Consider the following 16,799-nt stretch of genomic DNA (forward strand, 5'->3'; position numbering starts at 1 on the left):
CTGCACACGGCCTGGGCGGTCGTATCATCGGTGACGGCGGTTGTTCATGTGCCGGTGACGTGGCTAAAGCATTCGGTGGCGGTGCTGACTTCGTAATGCTTGGCGGTATGCTAGCTGGTCACGAAGAAAGTAACGGTGAAGTTATCGAGCAAGATGGCAAAACATTCATGAAGTTCTACGGCATGTCTTCGCAAAGCGCGATGGACAAGCACTCTGGTGGCGTTGCTAAATACCGCGCTGCAGAAGGTAAAACCGTTCTTCTACCTTACCGTGGCCCGGTTGAGAACACTATCCAAGATATCATGGGTGGTGTGCGCTCTACTTGTACTTACGTTGGTGCAGCTCAGCTGAAAGAGCTGACTAAGCGTACTACGTTCATCCGCGTACAAGAGCAAGAAAACAACGTATTCGGTAAAGAATAAACTGGTATTCGGAAAAGAATAAACTGGTATTCGGAAAAGAATAAATTGGTATTCGATAAAGAGTAAGCGCTAAGCTGCTTACTCACTAAGAATTATTAAAGGCTACCTTCGGGTGGCCTTTTTCGTTTAAGTTCATAAAAAATACAATCACTTAAACCTAACACGTATAATGACGTTAAAAACACAGATCATAGGCTCTCAATGTCAGACCATATTCCCTTAAAACAATTACCCAAAGGAAGCCCTCTTGGTGTCGACTTCATTGAGAGTAACGATACTTCTTCTTATAGCCTCCCCCACCGTCATGAGTATTATGAAATTGTGTGGGCGCTAGAAGGGACTGGAAGCCATAGCATCGACTTCGTGCAATACCCATTGAATGAAGGCGATATCTATTTTGTCTCACTTGGTCAAGTTCACAGCCATACCAAAACGAATGGTCGTGTTTGCATCATCATTTTCCAACCAGATTTCATCGAGCAAAGTTATCGCGGACAGCTGTCTATCGATCAAACTTTTTATAACAAAACATCGGCTCCATATATTAAGCTCGACCAATACGCATCAGACGATTTCAAAAACATGCTAAAAATCATGACTCAGGAGTTGGGTCGTCTAGAGTCAACCATAAACTGGGACCTAATCGGTGCAATGCTCAATGGTATGCTGCAGTACTCTCTTCGCTTCACACCGGATGATTTGCAGAGTAAATCATTGATACAGCAGCGCATGTACCGCTTATATATTTTAATCGATAACCACTATCGCACAGAAAAGAAAACGGACTTCTACGCCCAGCAACTCGCTATTTCAAATAAGCGAGCGAATGAAATTGCACGCCAGCATTCTGGTAAAACTATCTCAAAGCTACTCCATGAACGTATTATTTTAGAAGCAAGGCGAGAACTCGCTTTCACCACTAACACCGTAAAACAAATAGCACATGACCTAGGCTATGATGATGTTGCTTACTTCTGCCGATTTTTTAGAAAAGTCGCCAATGAATCACCGCTTGATTTTCGTGCTAGGGTGTTCAAATAGTCCTATAGATCCACCATTTAATCCATTTCTTCATGCTTGTTGTTACCAGATAATACCCACCTAACGAATAATTATGCCGCCGCTTTACTAGCGCTACGGTGGAGTTAAACATGGCAACAAGTAATATCGATCTGCACTACACGCCGATAAAACGGTGCTTTAAACATTACCTATTACCTGCAATTACAGGACTTGTGATCAAATCGCTCTTTATTATGGGTGATACCATCATGATTGGTCGAGGTACAGGCCCTGACGGCTTAGGCGCAGTTGCACTAACTATCCCTTTTTTCTCATTCTTTACTGCAATAGCCATGATGTTAGGTATTGGTGGCTCAGCCATGATGGCGATCCAATTTGGTAAAGGCCGCTTTCAAGAAGGACAAACACTGTTCGTCCAATCTTTACTACTCACTTTGCTTCTTGCGGGTAGCTTGTCATTCGCAGGCCTTTATTGGCTTGACGATATCCTTGCCTTAATGGGGGCCCAAGGAAATATTGCAGAGCTGACAAGTGACTTTCTGGGCATTATGCTGCAATTTTTCATTATATATGCGCTTGGTTGGGTTCTCTCATGCTTTATTCGTAACGATGGCAACCCTAAGCTAGCTATGTATGCCATGGCAGGCAGTGCCTTGCTTAACCTTGTCCTAGACTACTTTTTCATTTTCCACTTTGGTTGGGGGATTAAAGGGGCAGCCTATGCGACAGGTATTGCACAGTCTCTGATGCTGCTATTTTTACTAACCCACTTTATCACTCCTCGCAGCAGGTTACGCTTATCCCTTAAAGGGAGCGGGCTGAACAAAGCACCGAAGATATTATCTATTGGGTTACCTATCTTTTTTATCGAGTCTTCAATGGCTGCGACAACGCTCATTTACAACATTGTGCTGCTTGATCTTGGTGGAGAGCTATACCTGAATGCATTCAGTATTGTTATGAATGTAGGGATTTTCGTGATGTTTATTTTGGTTGGTGTTGGACAAGCTTGTCAGCCTATTATTAGCTTTAACCACGGTGCTGAAGCAACTGAGCGAGTACGAGAAACGTTATTTATTGGCCTAAAGTTTGCCGTTATTACAGGGGTTATCGCAGTAATTGCATCTCAGCTATTCTCTACTCAGATAGCCAGTGTCTTTACCGTCGACAACCCTGAACTGGTTATGCTGTCAGCCAGCGCTTTAGCCTTCTATTTCTTGGCATTTCCATTTATGGCGCTAAACCTGGTAACGGCGACTATGTTCCAATCAATCGGTAGCCCCGCTAATGCTAATATTATTTCGATTTTTCGAGGCTTTCTATTCGTTATCGTTGGATTATTTGTATTGCCTAAATTCCTTCCAGAAACAGGCGTATGGCTGAGTCCGTTATTTGCAGAAACACTAACCGCTTTCATTAGTCTCATACTGCTAACTCGGTTACTCAAAAAAATGAATACATCTAACCCGAACCCAGCGACCGCAGACCAAACCTAGCTAAATGTTTAAGCCCTTAAAAAAAGCCGCACTGTTAAAGTTAAACAGTGCGGCTTTCACTTGTCTGTTAATGCTTTTTCCAATCAGCAGGTTTAGTTTTGAGCGACTGGCTCTACTTTTTCTTGCTGGCTTGGTGCAATAAGCTTGTATGACATGATACCGATAACCATACACTTGATGATCATCATCTGTGTATTACCAAAGTATGCGCCCAAACCAACGAAGCCAGAGATCAGCATCAATGTGCGGTATTTTTTCAGCGTTGTCATATAAAGTGCGGCAACAATTAAGCCAAGATCCATAAATTGTAATGCAACGGGAAGTGTTGGATCAGCAATGAAGCCAGTCACAGCTACATATACAATATATAGGATCGCAGCTGCCATAATAGCGGCAAGCGTATTCACAACAGCCTTAGCTGCTGTCGTAAAGTCATTTACGTAGCGGTAAGTATTAATCGCAGCCACTGACAGGTTTAAAATCAGTTTCGGCCACCAGCCCATTAGAATCGACCAGATAATATCGTTCGCTGCAGAACCAAAGGCTGCAAAACGGGTAAATTTCATGCTGTTAAACACAGTGATGGAGATGTAGAACGCGACCGAGGTCCACCCTAATACTTCTGTAAGTAATTCTAGCAAAACAATATCTCTTTCTAATGGTGCGATTATTATGTAGTTAAAGTAAATAGCAATATGAATACCTGCACATACAGCCACTTACCAAATAATAAATCTAATATTGATAAATTATCCAGCTCATAATACCGCAGCTAAATCGATGTATGCAAAATCAAGATGCAACAACACGTTAATTTTGTGAGGTTAAACTAGTATGGTGATACATGCTGGATGATATGTATGGAGATTTATGCAAGAAAGGGGCTACTTATATCCACAAGTAGCAAAGTAGAATCGTGACTTAACTTGTACTCTTTTGAGATAAAGCGACACCATAGGCGTCGCTCACATTGTTTTTCAATCAACACTTACCGCAGCTGTTCTCTTTTTCTTCATAGCCCATCACATTACCGTGAGAGTCGAGTGATAAGTCACAGCACTCTTGAAACAGACCATGCATTTTTTCTCGGCTTTTTTGCACTCTCGATTTCAACGTCGAATATTTTATGCCTTTCTCTTCTGCATATTCTTTTTGGGACTGACCGTTGATTTCGATGGCAATTAGCATATCAGCATCTGCTTTTGGTAAAGCCTGAAGCATTGGCACCACACATTCTGAAAGCTCCTGATGAATAGTCACATCGTCTTCTTTATACCAAAGATCATCTTCGGTCAGATCTTTTGCTCTAGCTTTCTTACGATAAAAATCGATGATCGAGTTGTTGGCAATCTGAAACAACCACGACTTTACCTTGCTACGCTCTTTTAAGTTATTCAGGTTATGATGCGTTTTTATCAGGATATCTTGCAGCAGATCGTCTACGTCATCATGATCGGACACTTTTGAATGCAAAAACGCTTTCAAACTCGAACTGTATTCATTCCATACAACTTCAACATTCATGTTTTTTCTCTAATCACTTCACGTACAAACGGAAGCTATTTAAACCAATAAAAATATCCAAGTTAGCTCAAGTAACAAACTCAAGCTAACCTAGACATAGATGTAAACCAATATCAGTCACTCAGTTTAAAGTAACTGCTTTGTACTAATCACAGTTTAGTCAATCAACGTAATTGAATCTAAAATCCCTTTACCACTATGAATACCGCCCTCATTTTCTTTCGCGGGTTTACTGCGTACTAAGTACCCTGCGTAGCCATTTAACTCAGTGACGGGTTCACCATTGAAATAAGCGGTGAACAGGCCAATTTCGCTTACCAAATCATCAACTTGAGAGAGTTTGCCATCACGAACCGCAATGGTAGGGCGTTCGCGTTCATGCGGATATAAACGTTGCATTAGCGCCCACGCATCATAATCTTCTGGCTTCAGCTTAGCTAATCTGTTGCTAATATCTTCACCAAATACACAGTGGCCTCCCCCCTCGCCTTGATTTTTCAGTACCCACTCCTGCTTGTTGGCTTCAGCCTCAAACCAACTAATCGTTTCCTTGTTAATAGGGCGCATATCAGCCAGCACGCTTTTAACGAGTTCAGCCTCTTCAACATTCAATCCCCAGCGTTCGAACTCTGGTACAGGCATCATGGTAAGCAACATTTGCATCGTCTTACTGGTTGCCAACTGCTGACTAATCGTAGCGTTCACTGCCACATTATGCTGCTCAATGAACACTCGTGTTTGACTCAAGGTGTGACAACAGGTTTCTTCTTGTAACTCAGGCGCAAAATAATCTTCATATTGATAACCTGCACGTAGGTAAACCACATCAACAGAGCCAATACCTTTAAGCATTAGGCGATTGTCTTCTCCACTGTACAACTCAGTTGCCAGTTGATCGAAAGTACGTCTAACCGTTCTCAGCCCGAGACGCTGAAGCTCAACCTCAAGCAGATGCTGGTCATAAACATTATCTTCGTTCTTTTGAACCACCATTAAAAACGTTGGCTGCCCACTATCATTAAACTCAGCTTGGATCTTACGTGCAGCGTCAGCGGTACCATAAGCCAGCTGCTCAAGGCCAACATTATCGGCAGGTTTCGCGGTTGCATCTTCTACCCACTGATCATAGGTTTCAGGCCATTGATTTTGCATGAATTGGTGCAGCTGCGTAGCCCGCTGACCAAATGGCCCCATACCCGCAGCAATTCCGTTAAACTCGATGACTTTAGCACCTTGCTGGCGGTCATCCATATAATCGGTGCGCATGAGTAGCAACGGTTGACGTGCCGCAGGTTGAATACTGTCTGTACCATGTACCTGCTGATGTAACGACATCAAGCGGCCAAAAAACGGATCGGCCTGCGCCATTTCCTGCAGTGATGACTGCAAGAAAGCATGATCTTCAGACACATTGCTGATCAATTTGGTGATCAATGGCGTCACTTTCAAAAGGTGTTGGTATACCTCACGCTTCATCGACATTGGTGCAACACTAAACGGGCAGTGTCTTGCCGTACCATTACTGTTTTTTATAGCGACACCATGCATGATTGACCATTCACAAGCTTCATCAATGACCTGTTTTGCTAGCAACCCTGATGCTTGAGATTTTTTATCTGAATTCATAATTGTGCCTATAGTTGATGAAGCATCAAGCAGCTGTTGCGGCTGCCAAGCCAAGGTTGAAATTTTCATGTTCTTTTTCTTCTTCTGTTTTCTGTGCAAGGTACAATTCTTGGTAATCACCGGGTTGAGCAACTAGCTCATCATGGGTGCCAGTCTGAACCACTTTCCCCTTACTCATCACAAGAATTTGATCGGCGTTTTGTATAGTCGAAAGGCGGTGTGCAACCGCGATCACTGTGCGCCCGTGTTGAATATTGGCTAAGGCCGCTTTTACCGCCTCTTCTGTCTCACTGTCGATATTGGCAGTCGCCTCATCGAGTAGGAAAATTTGAGGATCATGTGCAAGCGCTCGCGCTAGCGCCAATAGCTGCCGTTCACCAGTCGATAGTGACGAGCCTCCGTATCCTGGCTGGTGTGCATACCCGCCAGATAAGCGCTCGATAAATGCTGATGCTTTTACCTGCGTAGCTGCATCTCTCGCTTTGGACTGATCCGGCTCTCGGTGTGACAAGTCGATATTTTCCGAAATAGAACCGCTGAAAATATACGGATCCTGAGAGACTAAACCAAACAATCGACGCAGCTGTGCTTCTGGCAATGCTTGAATTTTCTCTCCCCCCACTAAGATGTCGCCTTGTTGGTGCTGATAAAATCGCATTAATAGATTAATGACTGAGCTTTTACCACTGCCGCTATGTCCAACAATAGCGGTAAACTTGCCGCCTTCAGCGGTAAAGCTCACGTTAGACAAAGCAGTATGGCCTTCTTCATAAGTTAGGCTGACATTTTGGAACTCAATGTCTTTTTGAGTGGTTAATTCAGCGAAGGTCGAAGGCTTATCATCCTGTCCCTCTTTATCATCAAGCAATTCGAAAATTCGCTTTGACGACACCGTGGCCACCTGAAGTTTACGCAGCTCCATCGACAATTGACGGAACGGGTCAAAGAAACGCTCGATATAATTCAAAAAGGCATACAAAGTACCAATTTCCACCACCGTATTTAATGATGCACCCCCGAACCAAGCGACAATGCCGATAGCAGTCAACGAACCAACTAAACGTGTAAATGGTGCAAGCATCAAGCTATCTGTAGCAATAGAACGGGTACGGAATTTAAACCAGCTATTATTGCTTTCTTCAAACTTATCTTGGAAAGCCTTTTCCTGCTGAAAAGCTTGGATCAACGCCATGCCTTGCAGCGATTCGCTGATATTGTTGTTGATGTTACTTACCTGCACTCGAATGCCATCAAAAATCGGCATCGAAACCTTGCGATATAGGTGCATAGTAAGTAGTAAAACAGGAATCAACGCTAAGCTTAGTAGCATCAGCCGCCAGTCCAGCAGTGCAATTGCAATGAATATACCCATGATCCTCATGCTACCCTGAATGATCGTTGGCATAGTCGAAACAAACATATCGCGTAGCGATTCTGTATCGTTGGTGATATATGACACTAACTTACCCGATGGCAACTTATCGAAGGTGCGGATAGGAAAATTAAGAACGTGCTCAAACAGCTCCTTCCTTACATCGTTAACCACCAACAAAGCACCGTGCCGAAATGACAGCGCTTGAAAGTACTGGAAAACCGCTTGAATTACGTAGAAGCCAAACACTAACCCACTCAGTATCCCTAAATGAATCCAGTCAAACTGCTGAGGAACAATCACGTCATCCAAGATAGTTTTAACCAACCATGGAATTGCCATCTCAGCTGCAATTGCAATACTCAGCATAGCGAACGCAGCAATAAAGCGGACTTTATGAGGTAATGAGTAAGTCACCAAGCGACGAAATGGCGAGTGACTGCTCGGGTTGTTTTTGTGAAGATTACGCATAACTTTCTCCTAATGCCTCCGTTGATACTGCTGCAGGCATTACTTCCGATACAGATCTAGCTGCCCCGAGTTGACTCTGGCGGTTATACACTTTCGCGTACCAAGCTTGGTTGTCCATAAGTGATCGGTGAGTTCCTCTCTCGGTAATTTTCCCCTGATCTAACACCACAATATGATCAGCATCGACTAAATTTGGTAAGCGTTGGGTAATTAGCAACATGGTTTTATTACCATAATGCGTTTTTAAGTTATGCCGCACTTTCGCTTCTGTTCTCATATCCAGAGCACTGAATGGGTCATCCAGTAAAAGAATATCGGCATCGGTTAGTAACGCCCTTGCTAAGGTTAAACGCTGCCTCTGACCACCTGACAAATTTGAGCCATTCTCGGTAAGCTGGGTCTTGAAGCCATCAGCCATGGCTTCAATTTCATCTTTTATTCCGGCCATTTCTGCGACATGCTTTATCTCTTGCTCAGAAGCGTTAGGTTTCGCCATCGCAATATTTTCAGCGATGGTGCCAGAGAACAAGAAAGGCTTCTGCGGTACCCACGCCATTCTGCTACGTAATGACTGAAAGGTAAGTTGTTCGATTGGCACACCAGACAGCGTTATATTCGACTGTGTATCAACAAACCCGTACTGCCTGAGCAATAAACTGATCAGCGTACTTTTTCCTCCACCAGTTGGCCCTGTAACACCAACTAAACCACCAACAGGAAGTTGGAGTTCGATATTTTCCAGTGCACTGTGATCCGTTTTTGGATAAGCAAACTGAGATATATTAAATTCAACATCCGCTCGTATATCACTTGATAGTTCAGTGTCCCCTTCAGTCACTTGAGGTTTCTCAGCAAACAGCTTTTCCAAACGACGCCAAGAGGTACTCCCACGTTGGAAAATGTTGAACTGCCAACCAAACTGCAAAAATGGCCCAAGTAACTGTGCTAAATACAGAGTAAAGCTAGTAAACAGGCCAACTGTGATCTCACCTTTACTGATCAACCAAGCACCATACGCAATCGCAATCACAAACGATGAACCGTAAATTAGCTGGATAGTCGGACCAAACAATGAGTCAATTTTGGCCACCGATAGGTTAGCCTCAAAGGTATCATCAAGGGTCTGACCGAAACGTTGCTGCTGACGCTGGTTAATACCGTGCGATCGTACGGCACGAATACCTGACACCGTTTCTCTCGCTTCTTCATTCAAATTCGAGAAAGCGGCTTGGGCACGACCAAACCTTTTTTGCATCGCTGTTCCATATTTATGGGTGATATACACCAACAATGGAAACGGCAACAATGCCACAGCCGTTAGCTGGCCGCTGACGACGAAAATCATACCGAAAATCACGGTAAGACCAGCAATCAGGGAATCCACCATGGTCATCACACCACCACCAGCAGCTTGTTCAACAGCATTGAGATCATTAGTGGCATGGGCCATCAAATCACCACTACTGTGTCGAGCATAGAAGGACGGCGATAGTGCACTAAATTGCCAAAACAATTCACGACGGATCACACGAGTAATCGCAACAGAAGCACCATATAACTGGCTGTGCCACACATAGCGCAAGCCATACATACCTATCGCCGCCACCAGAATGCCCAACAGATGCAGGGCTAAAAACTCACGCGTCAAGGTATCTGAACTAATGGCATCAACAATTCGACCAATCAACCAAGGTGGTGCGAGATTTAAAATGGCAACAATTTGAAGCCCAATAAACGCAATAATATAACGGTGGGCAAACATCTTAATGTAGCCCCGCAATCTCCAAAGAATATCCATTAATTTTTGTACCTAGTTACAGCCGCAATGCACGGTATTTTTTTCATTGATGAATTCGTCAAAACTAATTTCAGCCTGTGCTTCTAATTCTCGTTGTGATAATAACGAATCATTCGTAATCTCAGTCAGGTGAGCATTGTAGTCAACGTCTATCGCCTCGGCTTTGTGGTAAGTCATATGTTCACGTGACAAATTCAAGATATGTTCGCGATAACTCAATTGCTGAGTTCGCATATCAGCCAAGAGCCGTGCTGAAGGTGTAAGTTCGCTATCGATAAATTTGGCCCTTTCTGACTCAATGCTCTGCTTGTAGGCTTCTGAGCCGAAAGCACGATCAAACATCGATACCACAGCGTTCATTGAAGACAGTAGTGTTTGTCCCATCTCACTTAAACTTTGTTCGCCTTCAAGTGTCGGTAACGCCATACCAGGCTTTCTGCCCATCGTCGCCACTAACTCTTGTCGTTGTTGAATAAGACGTTGCTCTTGCTCTGATAATTCAGGACTTGGTGTTAAGGCACAGTAGGTAAGAAACACATCTAGAAAATCACTTTGTGACTCACTGATCCCTAAGGGTAAATACGGGTTGTTATCAACACTTCTAAGCTCGATATATTTCACACCATCGCGACACAGTGCATCGAGCGGCCTGAGTTCATTACTAACTATTTTGGGGCGCACAGAGCCATAAAGCTCATTTTCAAGTTGCAGTATCGATGTATTGAGCTGCTGGCCATCACTAAACTGCACATAACGCTCACTCGGCAACGCCAAAATACGGCACAAACCGTTTAAGTACTCAGACTTATTGTTATAACTGATTGGATATCGAGATTGCTCATCGTTGGTATAACCCAAATTACTCAAGCGTAACGATGTTGCCCAAGGCAGATATAAGGTCTCCTCATCCAGCATTACCAATGAATGTGCCTTACCAGCTAGATAGCTGGCATCAACAGCAGGTGAAGCACCGAACAAATAGGGAATAATCCAACCATGACGCATCACATTACGAATAAGATGAAAATATCGCTCCGAAATAAAATCAGCTAAAGGTAACGTACTTTGTTCATGCACATGCAGTGCTTGCCAAAAGCTTTCAGGCAATGAAAAGTTATAGTGGATACCTGAGATTGTTTGCATCCGCTTGCCGTAGCGATTAGCAAGCCCTTCTCGGTATAGCATTTTCATACGGCCCGCATTCGAACTGCCATAATATGCAATTGCTATCGCCTCATCGTCAGGTAAAGCCGGTGGCATACTCCCCGCCCACATTAGCTCCCCTTCCGGTAGATTATCATTAACAAAGCGGTGCAATGTCGCTAAAAAGCCAAATGTTTCTGCTTTATTGCTTACCGCAGGTGTGACGAGCTCAAGCTGAGCTTCAGCAAAATCGGTCGTGATATACGGATGAGTAAGCGCAGCTCCTAATTGTGTTGGGTGGCTATGCTGAGACAGGCTCCCCTGCGAGGAAGTACGAATATACTCGCGTTCAATGCCACGGAGAATGCCTGTCAATGACGATATTATGCTGCTGTTCTGTAAAGGCATCGTCTCTTCTTGCTTAATTTTTGTTTGCTGCATCTTCACTTTTCTTAGCGCTACAACATAAAAACAATGGTGTGAACATTCACGCCATCGCTAATGATGTTTGTTCCAATGTGTATAAGACGAAGAGGTTGAGAAAAAGACGAAAAAAAATTTAAATTAATGAAGATATCTCTACGATCTCTAATAAAAAATCAACCGCCATTAGAAAAGTCACACCAAAGCATAAGAAAAAGTAATGTGCTTTTGATCAATTCTAAACGCATTTAATAGCATTCTTCTTGCATGTTAATGATAGTATCAGCAACGAATTTACAATTTGTTACATTTTCCTTTCTCATATTATCCATTAACAAAGAGATGTAGTTATGTGGAATAAACTGAACAAGTCGATGATGGTTTGCCAAATGATGTTTGGCTTATCTTTTTACGGCGTGATGGTAATTTTAACCCGCTTTTTCTTAGAAAACTTAAATTACAGCGAAGCTGATACGATGATGGTTGTGGGTGCATTTTCATCTATCGGCCCACTATTTGCTATTGCTGGCGGCTTTATAGCTGATAAGTTCTTAGGGGCTTACCGCTCTTTAACCATTAGTTACTGCGGATTCGCAGTTGGCTATGCGTTACTTGTTTTAGGCGCATCAACACTTAACGTGCCAATGAGCCTCGTTGGTATAGCTTTAGCCAGTTACTCACGAGGGTTGATGTCACCGTCCTACCCTAGCCTTTATAAACGTACCTTTGCGACCGAAGAAGATTTTGAGAATGGTTACCCAGTTAACTATTCCGTGAATAATATCGGGGCATTTCTAGGTCAATATTTGTTTCCAATGTTTGTGCTTGTACTCGGCTTCAATGGCAGTTTTTCATTATCAGCAGGGATGGCATTTATTGCGTTTATTATTCTGGTTGTTTCACGTAAACAGCTAGTCACTGTTGCAGCAGAGATCGATCAACAACCTGTTAGCGCAAAAAACTGGCTCGCTTTTATCGGTATTTCGATTTCGATGATCGGCTTAGTCTTCTTCATGTTCTCGAATATGGACATTGGTCAAAATATTGTTTATGCCATTGGCGCTGCTGCCATCGCGTACTTTATTTCTTTGATGTTAAAAGCCAATAAATCAGACGCATTGAAAATGGGCACAATCCTGATCATGACAGCGCTTACAACGGCTTTCTTTGTTTACTACGGGCAAATGATGACATCCATGACTATGGTGACAATTAATACCATGCGCGGCGATCTATTCGGATTTATTCCTATTGCTCCAGAAGCATCAATGGCAATGAACCCGCTGTGGTGTATTGTCGGTGGCCCGCTAATCGCAATGACCTTTTCATCTCTTGAAAAGCGTAACATCAACTTTTCGACAGCAACCAAAGTCGGGTTTGCTTTTATCCTGACTGCAATTGCATTCGGTATTTTAACCGTCGCTGTAATGTCTATTGGACCTGATGTAATTATTCGTCCTGAGGTGTTCCTAGCAATTCACTTCTTCCAAGCATTAGCTGAAGTAATCGTTGGTAGTATGGTAGTGGCCTTTATTCTTTCAGTCGCACCTAAACACATTGAAAACTTCTCTGTCAGCTTATTCTCGGTTGCAATTGCATTGAGTGGCATTGTCGGTGCAGTGTTCTCGACGTCGATCGCTTTAGAAAAAGGCCAAGAAATTACACAAGAAATTGTACAGAGCGTTTATGGTGACTACTTCAGTACGCTAACTACTCTAGCTGTTGTAATGGTCGTAGTTGCGCTACTTGCTTCGCGTGTAATAACGAAAATGCTGAAAGCCAGCAAAAACTCACAAGAATTAGTGTTATCAGAAGCAGAAAGTTAACCTTTCACTCTGCTCTCCCTCAAACTAAAGCCTCCTAGACTGCGGAGGCTTTTTGTTTTTTAGGACTGAAATACAAATAAAAAGCACCACTACTGGATCATTTTGAAGGCATTATAAAGAGTGATAGATCTGGCTGGGTGGCATTTGTACAGATACAGATAAAGCGAGGAATTTTTAGGCGTTTAATGCATTTCTCAGCATATAATCTTTTCAAAGATACCACAAAAAAAAGTTTATTATCAGACTTGCTAATAAAGTTTCTGGGCCTATAATGCTGAAAACCGGAGCGTCTGCCAACGCTCCGGTTTTTTTGTGCCTGCTACATGGTACCTAGGTGTGCTGTCTGCCAACAGCTACCTTCCATGAGGCAATATTCGATAAGATTTAAGGAATTACCAATGCGTATCGAACAAGACTTGAAGCTAGGTTTTAAAGATGTACTGTTTCGTCCAAAACGTTCAACCCTAAAAAGTCGCTCTCAAGTTGAATTAACCCGCGATTTTACATTCAAGCACAGCGGCCGTCAATGGTCTGGCGTACCTATTATTGCGGCTAACATGGATTCTGTTGGTAGCTTCGAAATGACGGCCTCCCTGGCTAAGCACGGTGTGATGACGGCTGTTCACAAACACTACACAGTGGCTGACTGGGCTGAATTCGTTAAGAACAACGAAGCTAGCGTGCTGAACAACGCAATGGTTTCTACTGGTACGTCTGAGGCTGACTTCCAGAAAACTAAAGATGTGATGGCACTGTCTGACGACCTTATCTTTATCTGTATCGATATCGCGAATGGCTACTCTGAGCACCTTGTTCAATACGTACAAAAAGTACGTGCTGAGTTCCCAGACAAAGTGATTAGCGCAGGTAACGTTGTTACTGGCGACATGGTTGAAGAGCTTATCCTTGCGGGTGCTGATATCGTTAAAGTCGGTATCGGCCCTGGCTCTGTTTGTACAACTCGCGTTAAAACTGGCGTTGGTTACCCTCAACTTTCAGCTATCATCGAATGTGCAGACGCTGCACACGGCCTGGGCGGTCGTATCATCGGTGACGGCGGTTGTTCATGTGCCGGTGACGTGGCTAAAGCATTCGGTGGCGGTGCTGACTTCGTAATGCTTGGCGGTATGCTAGCTGGTCACGAAGAAAGTAACGGTGAAGTTATCGAGCAAGATGGCAAAACATTCATGAAGTTCTACGGCATGTCTTCGCAAAGCGCGATGGACAAGCACTCTGGTGGCGTTGCTAAATACCGCGCAGCAGAAGGTAAAACAGTGCTTCTTCCTTACCGTGGCCCGGTTGAGAACACTATTCAAGATATCATGGGTGGCGTGCGCTCAACCTGTACTTACGTCGGTGCTGCTCAGCTGAAAGAGCTAACTAAGCGTACTACGTTCATCCGCGTACAAGAGCAAGAAAACAATGTATTCGGTAAAGAATAAATTGGTATTCGCTTTCGTACTGAAATGTACCGTATAGCGATAATGCTGCGCTGAATAAAAGTAGCCATACTTAAGAATAATTTAAAAAGTACCACGGTTCTTTTTAGTTAAACACGGTATGGCTACTAAGCATTCTCTTCGATAACACAGTTTGAGGTCGTTAATAGTTCACGGTTTCTTTCAAGTGCATCAACAAAGCTTTCTTTTTTCAATGGTTTTGTTAGTACATAGCTAGCCCCTGCGCCAATAAACTTCTCATGCGATTCTTTTAACACATCAGCAGTACAGCCAAAGATAACAACTTTATCATTTAACTCCTGTTTTATTATTCTTGTAGCCTCAATACCATCCATTACAGGCATATGGTTATCCATCAAAATCAAATCAAACTCACCCTCTTTCACTTTCTCAATAGCAACTTGTCCATTCACGGCTAAATCAACGCTATGCCCCTGTTTTTTGCAAAACGTTTTTGCGACAAGCGCATTAATATTGTTGTCTTCGACAATTAAAATCTTCAGAGAGTTAGAAAGCGCATGCGTATCAAGCGAGATAACTGGTCTGTTTTCACTTTCAGTTTTTTCTCCCGGTTTAAGAAAGATAGTTACTATAAATTTAGTCCCTATTCCTTCTTTACTCTCGATGGCTATATCACCCTCCATGAGGTTTGTAAGTTGTTTAACTATCGCTAATCCCAAACCAGTACCACCAAATTTTCGTGTTGTGGATGACTCAGCCTGAACAAATGGATCAAATATTGCCTCAGTACGCTCGGGAGAAATACCAACGCCAGTATCTTCAACAATAATCAATAACGATTCACAACCATTTTTCACTACATTGTCAGTTGTGAAGGAAATACTGACTGAACCTTGCGAGGTGAATTTAACCGCATTACTTAAAAGGTTGAATATTAACTGCCTAATTCTAGACTTATCTCCACTATAATATTTCCCTGCGGGAAGTCGGTTATTTAATATAAATTCAATACCCTTTTCATTACATAAAGCATCATAGGTACTCATAATAGGCCGACAGATACCTTCTATGGTAAAGTCAACCGACTCAAGTTCTAACATTCCCTCTTCAATTTTAGATATATCCAATATATCATTAAGAAGCGATAGTAAATGGTTACCAGATTCTATTAATATTGATATGTGCTCTGCTTGCTGTTTATCGATAGATGAACTTTCAAGTATTTGAGCCATACCAAGAATACCGTTTAAAGGTGTTCTCAGCTCATGACTCATCGTAGCAAGAAAGGTCGATTTTGCTTGGTTAGATGCATCAGCAGTCATCACCGCTTGCTCTAAGCTCTGCTCTAACTTTTTTCTTTGACTCGTATTCCTTTCTACAACGATAAATTGTTCTATTTCATCGTTACTATCTTTGATAGGGGTAATCACCATCTCGATCCAATATTGAGAACCATCTTTATGATAATTAACTAATTCAGACTTTATGACCAACCCTGATTTCAACTCGGAAGAAATACGGCGAACTTCCTCTCGAGAGGTCTCTTTCCCTTGTAATAGCCCACCAAATTGGCTACCTTCGACTTCATTCATCGTAAACCCAGATAGCCTCTCAAAGGCATGATTTGCCCATTGAATGAATCCGTTTTTATCTGTTATAAGAATCGCGTCACTAGCATGCTCTACAACCAAAGAAAGGTGTGACCGTTCACGCTCCTTCTCTAACAGCTCTCGATTAAGCGCATTTTCATGATATTGATGACTCCATTGTCGCCAATACAAATATGCAATCAACGCGATGAAGAGTAAACCTGATGACGAAATGATATTGATAAATGCCTTAGATGAACACTCGACAAGGAAATTATTCATCTTATTAATCGATTCATGAATACCACTTTCAACAAGGGCGATTTCTTCRTTTTCGATAATCATTTCAACCCGCGACTTCAGAGACACATAACTTATAATCGGTTGAACATTTACGTCACCATCAACAATATCTATTAATTCATCACTATCAATTTTCTTAGCTAGGTAATCATAAATGGCTAGCTTTTTATTATTATCATCTAGTTTTGTTAAGGCATCTCTACTTAAGTCATCTATTACAGTTGTTGAAAAATCAAGTGACACTTTTGCGCTTAGTATTGTGTCTAACCTTTGAGAAAACAACAAAGATTCTAACCTGATATTATTTGCTAGTTTTATAAATTTACTTTCAATAGGGTTAATATACTTTGGATATCTATTAT

12 protein-coding genes are annotated in these 16,799 nt (G+C 42.5%); 5 read left to right on the forward strand and 7 right to left on the reverse strand.

All coding sequences use genetic code 11. The annotated features are described in order from the left end of the window. The 3 genes from L4D09_RS27215 to L4D09_RS27225 all read left to right on the forward strand — a co-directional run. On the forward strand, nt 1–422 hold a 422-nt coding region (locus L4D09_RS27215), incomplete at its 5' end, for an IMP dehydrogenase (protein ID WP_428460673.1). Nucleotides 423–623: 201 nt separating this feature from the next. Continuing rightward, nucleotides 624–1,463 (forward strand): helix-turn-helix domain-containing protein, encoded by an 840-nt coding sequence (locus L4D09_RS27220; protein WP_428460674.1) that lies wholly within the window; start codon nt 624–626, stop codon nt 1,461–1,463. A gap of 110 nt (nt 1,464–1,573) precedes the next feature. Then, nucleotides 1,574–2,941, forward strand: coding sequence for an MATE family efflux transporter (locus L4D09_RS27225; RefSeq protein WP_428460675.1), 1,368 nt, complete (start codon nt 1,574–1,576; stop codon nt 2,939–2,941). 92 nt (nt 2,942–3,033) lie between these two features. On the opposite strand, the gene L4D09_RS27230 is transcribed toward L4D09_RS27225, so the two are convergent. From L4D09_RS27230 to gshA, 6 genes are all read right to left on the reverse strand, one after another. Beyond that, nucleotides 3,034–3,582: a hypothetical protein gene (locus L4D09_RS27230; RefSeq protein ID WP_428460676.1), complete on the reverse strand. Its 549-nt coding sequence runs from the start codon at nt 3,580–3,582 to the stop codon at nt 3,034–3,036. A gap of 340 nt (nt 3,583–3,922) precedes the next feature. Further along, nucleotides 3,923–4,465, reverse strand: coding sequence for an RNA polymerase sigma factor SigZ (sigZ, locus tag L4D09_RS27235; RefSeq protein WP_428460677.1), 543 nt, complete (start codon nt 4,463–4,465; stop codon nt 3,923–3,925). Between the two features lie 156 nt (nt 4,466–4,621). Then, complete coding sequence (locus L4D09_RS27240) at nt 4,622–6,091, reverse strand: glutathione synthase (RefSeq protein ID WP_428460684.1); 1,470 nt, start codon at nt 6,089–6,091, stop codon at nt 4,622–4,624. Nucleotides 6,092–6,116: 25 nt separating this feature from the next. Beyond that, nucleotides 6,117–7,934, reverse strand: coding sequence for an ABC transporter ATP-binding protein (locus tag L4D09_RS27245; protein WP_428460678.1), 1,818 nt, complete (start codon nt 7,932–7,934; stop codon nt 6,117–6,119). After that, nucleotides 7,927–9,732: an ABC transporter ATP-binding protein gene (locus tag L4D09_RS27250; RefSeq protein WP_428460679.1), complete on the reverse strand. Its 1,806-nt coding sequence runs from the start codon at nt 9,730–9,732 to the stop codon at nt 7,927–7,929. The genes L4D09_RS27245 and L4D09_RS27250 overlap by 8 nt, the downstream gene beginning before the upstream one ends. A gap of 12 nt (nt 9,733–9,744) precedes the next feature. Next, nucleotides 9,745–11,316 carry a glutamate--cysteine ligase gene (gene gshA, locus L4D09_RS27255; RefSeq protein WP_428460680.1) on the reverse strand — a complete coding sequence of 524 codons (1,572 nt, stop codon included), beginning with the start codon at nt 11,314–11,316 and terminating at the stop codon, nt 9,745–9,747. A 332-nt stretch (nt 11,317–11,648) separates the two neighbouring features. Between gshA and L4D09_RS27260 the strand changes: the two genes are divergently transcribed. Then, the gene (locus tag L4D09_RS27260; RefSeq protein ID WP_428460681.1) at nt 11,649–13,124 is read left to right on the forward strand and encodes a peptide MFS transporter; all 1,476 of its coding nucleotides are present in this window, start codon (nt 11,649–11,651) and stop codon (nt 13,122–13,124) included. Between the two features lie 398 nt (nt 13,125–13,522). Then, entirely contained in the window at nt 13,523–14,566 is a 1,044-nt protein-coding gene (locus tag L4D09_RS27265) for a GMP reductase (protein WP_428460682.1), read from the forward strand. A gap of 125 nt (nt 14,567–14,691) precedes the next feature. Here L4D09_RS27265 and L4D09_RS27270 read toward each other — a convergent pair. Continuing rightward, a partial coding sequence (locus L4D09_RS27270; protein ID WP_428460683.1) for a PAS domain-containing hybrid sensor histidine kinase/response regulator occupies nt 14,692–16,799 on the reverse strand: 2,108 nt, incomplete at its 5' end.

Source organism: Photobacterium makurazakiensis (assembly GCF_050336715.1).
Lineage (GTDB): Bacteria > Pseudomonadota > Gammaproteobacteria > Enterobacterales > Vibrionaceae > Photobacterium > Photobacterium makurazakiensis.